The sequence below is a fragment of the Sulfuricurvum sp. genome (assembly GCF_019163035.1).
In the GTDB taxonomy this organism is placed as follows: Bacteria; Campylobacterota; Campylobacteria; order Campylobacterales; family Sulfurimonadaceae; genus Sulfuricurvum.
The window spans coordinates 1-4,669 of sequence record NZ_JAFLKV010000104.1 but is presented as its reverse complement, the minus strand read 5'-3'; the positions used below and the strand labels follow the sequence as shown (position 1 = coordinate 4,669).

Below are 4,669 nucleotides of genomic sequence, written 5' to 3'. Positions count from 1 at the left end.
ATAGACTGCCATTTCATCTCCGTTAGTTTAGCAACCTTTTCAGTAACACATGCCATATTAATGCAATTGAAACACATTTGCAACAGTAAACCAATAGGATTATGCTAAATTTATAGCCAAACGTAACACAAGAAAATTTATTTTTAAAGATACAATTTTAGAAAAGGAATGAACCATAAAACATATATTCCTAATGTTTATTTTGAGTTCTTTAGCAATGGCACAATATCAACAAGTAAAAATTGGTGAAATTAGTAGTAAATATAAAGACTCATTGAGTCAGAAACAGCTTTATAACCTAATTCAAGAGATTAAAGAACAATTTGACCGCCAACTTGGTTATAGTGTATTTGAATACTCCGAAAACGGCCTTCCAATCAATATCTTATTTGTGAATGAATCTCAAAAAAGAAAAATACTCAAAAGGTATGAAGAGGAGCTTGTTTCCATTCAAAAGCACATCGAGTTACTGGATATGCAAATTTCTGATGAAAGAAGTTCCCTTAATCAAAACCAAGAAACGTTAAACAAAGAAGCAAATATATTAAATCATTCTATTGCAGATCTTAATAACTACACCGCCAAGACAAATAGCACGGTTTCATCTCTCTCAAAACAACAATACGAAGCAAGCAAAAAAAAGATAGATACCGAACAATCAAAGCTTGAGCAAGCCAAAAAAAGGTTTAATGAGCAGCAAACACGCTATAACAGAGATCTGAGGGAATTCAATCGAATTATCAGCAAGCATAATTCATTAATACGGCAGCATAACTCTCTTATCATAAGGATCGAATCACTTTCGGGAAGTATCTTGGAAGTCAAAGGTAAAGCGATTGGAAAAAATATCACTACTATAAAGACTTATCAACAAGATGGAAAAAAAATCGTGCAAAAAGAGAACTACAGCGAGATGGAGAAAATAGAGATTTACGGGTTTGATGGAAATATGAATCAGTTAAAAGCTGTCTTGGCACATGAAATAGCCCATTTAGTCGGTATTAATCACATTGATAAAACAAATGCACTCATGAACCCGATCTTACAGTCAAACCAAATAGAGACAATGAAGTTGACACAAGATGATATCAAAGCTTTCAATCAAGTTTTCAGATCGATGCCACAGATTGGTCTTAGAAGGTAGTGGCTAGGCTTACTTCCCTACTCTCAATAATTACAACATTATTGAATAAAATTACCAACACTGAAAGTATCAATATTTCGGTAGGTTCAAATCCTGCTTCCGCAACCAATCAATTATTAAAAATATAGTGATACAATGAAATTATAAAATCCTGCAAGAAGGTAAATATATGACACAAACAACACTGATTATGGCTCTTTTATCTCCATTATGGGTAAATGCAGCGATGACTATTATAATTGATGAGCAGGTTTCACACTCGTTGAAACCCGATGCACTGCAAGTAAGTCTCAGTTTTGAAGAGCAAAGTAAAAATGCCGATACGATAAAAAAACATCTCAATGCCATTGTAACTGTGGTAAAAGGGTTCGATCCTCATAGTGAGTTTTGTCAAGGGGGTGGATATCAGCTCTCACCCTACTATAGTTATAAAGATCAAAAACGAGAGTTCATTGCCTATAGCGGTATTCTCAATTTCGGGTGCGAATTTAAAACGGTCGAAGAATATAATGCACTTATCGCTAAACTCGATAAAGCAAGTACTCCAAGTGTTCACAAAACTGAGGGAGAATTGTCATGGGTGGTAAGTGAAAAAAACCAAAACATGGTGAAACAATTGCTTCGATTAGAGTTATTACGCACCGCGAAAACTCAAGCGGACTCGTTTTCCAAAGAGACGGGAATGGAGTGTAACCTGGAATCGGTCAATTTTGGCGGGGTAATGCAACCAAGACCTATGATGATGAAGACGATGATGGCAGAATCGGTTCCTACCGAGAGTCCGATTCAACGTGATGAGAAATCATCACTCAATGCAACCGTGAGTTACAGCTGCTTAAAACGGCTCCCGTGAATGAGAAAATATAATCTACGTACGAAACTTTTCTAATTTTTGATTCATCTCCGCTGTACTTTGATCAAGACGAAATGCAACATCCGTAATCTCCTGAATACTCTCGGTGTTGGACGATGCTATCGTATTGAGCGTATCGATTTTCCCCGAAATCAAACGCATCCCTCCTGTTAGATTTTCCAGATTATCATTTGATTTATGGACACTATCTGCGGCAATCGAAATGAGGGATGAAGAGGAATTGATAATCCGTTGAATGGAATTCGAATCATTTGAAACACGAAGTACCGAACCGGTTGATTTATCCATTTTGTCGCTGGTGGTGATAATGGCATTAACGATAGCACTGATCGTACTGTTGATCTGCGATAGGCTCTCTTGTGTTCGCTCCGCTAATTTACGAACTTCATCCGCAACAACGGCAAAGCCTCGACCGTGCTCACCTGCCCGTGCTGCTTCTATAGCGGCATTCAGTGCTAAAAGATTCGTTTGGTCGGCAATGTCTCCGATAATATTTAAAATACCTTTAACTTGTTGTGCTTGTGAGGATAGTTCTTGCAGTTCACTCGAAAGGCTTTGTTGAATTTGGGCAACCGTTTGTATGTCGCTGTTCATTTTTGAAATCTGGGTATTAGCGTCGTGCAGATTGGTGTTTGCTTCATCGATTTTACAGGTAGTATCTTGCGCCGAAGAGGTTGATGCATTGACAATCGATTGCAATTGCACGAGTTGTTCATGGGTCTGTGCCATATCGGTCGTACTGGTTTCGAGGCGTTGACGAATGGTATTGGCAACCGTGTTAAGCTCTTGGGCGGTAGTAATGCTTTCAAACGATGTCGATTTGATATTGACAAGAATTTTTTGCAGTTCTTCCATCGAGCCGTTCATTTCATGGGCTGCGGTTGAGAGTTCATCTTTTCCCTCGACTTGGATCCGCTCTTGCAGATTTCCCGAACGCAAATGATGGATGATCTGAGAAAGAAGGGTTATTTTTTGAATCAGCTCACGGGTAATGAGCCGAAGGGTAATAAAGATCACGATCATACCTATCGGAAAAATGACCGCTATCAAAAGAAGGGTTTGCTTGAACTGCGTTTGTGCCTGATTATAGAGTATCTGTGTGTTTTCGAGTTGGATGGTGATGAGGGAATCAAAAAGATCCCCCAGAGGTGTAAAACTGAAAGGGAAATCGCTTTGAACCAAATCATGAATTTCCATAATGTCGCGATTCGTGATCGCAGTTTCAATAGCCCCCATAGATCGATCAGCCCGTGCAACTTGCGTTTGCGCATCTTCAAGGTGAAGCTGTTCTTTCTCTGTTTTAGGAGATTTCAGATACGCACTCCATTGTGCATTAAACTGTTTATGTGCCGCTTTAATTGCTTTTAAATCACTGTCATAGTCTCCCTGCCCTTCGGATATCAATTGCGCTTTCGTTTGTATTACATTGACCATTGCATGCTTACTCTGTCTAAGCTGATTGAGAGGATGGAGACTTTGATCATTAATCCGCTCTAAAGAGGCATTTGAAAAAAACATACCTAAGATGCCGATGGAGATTGCAATAATTGCAAACAGTTGTGTTGTCGCCACTATAAAAGTGATTTTTTGACGTATAGAGAGACGGGAGATAAGTCGAATGGAGAACATGAATGCACCTTCATTATGAGTACAGAAGTGTAAGACTCTATGGTTACAGAAACGAAACAAACTATTTAATCTTATATCCTTAAACTTCTTTCTTACCTGTAAATTCGCTCCCGCTCTTTATCCATTGAGTGCTAAAACATAAACTGAAAATTCAAATGAGGAGAGTTTTCATGAAACGGATCATCAACATCTATACTGAGCATAAGAACAGTATTCAATTTTATCTTAATACTACAATGGAAAAATTCCATCCTATTTCAACTGAGCCCAAAGATATGAGGCGTTTTTTTGAATCAGAAAAATCAGCCGAAGTGATCTACTCGGTGAACCACAATCTCGTTCAATGTTCTCCAAGTATCGGTAGAAACTATATCGATGAAACTCGTAATGGAACCGATAAATCATTTTATTTTAAATGGGTAAGTTTTACAGAAGAGCCTATCCATATCAGCAATCCTTATCTACACCATGTGACAGGTTTACCTACCGTAACGGCGGTTAAGCAAGATGAGAATGGCTTTTTAGTTGCCGATTTTGATCTCTTAAAACTACTCGAAGAGCTTCGTCTTATCGAACACAACAGTGCCTTTGAACACGTCAATCGATTTGTCATGGGGAGTGGCGGGTTATTACTGGGGATCGTATCGGTTTTTTTGATTTTTTACGGAGCCTATATCTTTTTTAATATGCTTATCATGCCTTTTTCTGGTGAAGTGGTCATGCACGAAATATTTACCTCCATTATCTCTATTACCATCGGACTTGCCATCTACGATTTAGCCAAAACACTGATTGAAAATGAGGTTCTCTTTAAAACCTTTAACTATGGAAATGACTTGCAAAACAAAACATTGAGCAAGTTTTTGACTTCTATTATTATTGCTCTCTCGATTGAATCTCTGATGGCAGTATTTAAAATAGTTCTGGACGACTACAGCAAACTTATCAACGCATTTTATTTGATTATTGGGGTAACACTGCTCATCGTTGGAACCGGCTTATATAATCAGTTATCACGTCAA

4 protein-coding genes are annotated in these 4,669 nt (G+C 38.1%); 3 read left to right on the top strand and 1 reads right to left on the bottom strand.

Going from position 1 to position 4,669, the window contains the following annotated elements; all coding sequences use genetic code 11:
• Window positions 1–202 precede the first annotated feature (202 nt).
• Both JZU62_RS07535 and JZU62_RS07530 read left to right on the top strand, forming a co-directional pair.
• Window positions 203–1,144 (top strand): matrixin family metalloprotease, encoded by a 942-nt coding sequence (locus JZU62_RS07535; protein ID WP_295013445.1) that lies wholly within the window; start codon window positions 203–205, stop codon window positions 1,142–1,144.
• A 169-nt stretch (window positions 1,145–1,313) separates the two neighbouring features.
• Window positions 1,314–1,997 (top strand): SIMPL domain-containing protein, encoded by a 684-nt coding sequence (locus JZU62_RS07530; protein WP_295013442.1) that lies wholly within the window; start codon window positions 1,314–1,316, stop codon window positions 1,995–1,997.
• Between the two features lie 15 nt (window positions 1,998–2,012).
• On the opposite strand, the gene JZU62_RS07525 is transcribed toward JZU62_RS07530, so the two are convergent.
• The gene (locus tag JZU62_RS07525; RefSeq protein WP_295013440.1) at window positions 2,013–3,647 is read right to left on the bottom strand and encodes a methyl-accepting chemotaxis protein; all 1,635 of its coding nucleotides are present in this window, start codon (window positions 3,645–3,647) and stop codon (window positions 2,013–2,015) included.
• Window positions 3,648–3,817: 170 nt separating this feature from the next.
• Here JZU62_RS07525 and JZU62_RS07520 point away from each other — a divergent pair.
• On the top strand, window positions 3,818–4,669 hold an 852-nt coding region (locus JZU62_RS07520; RefSeq protein WP_295013438.1), incomplete at its 3' end, for a hypothetical protein.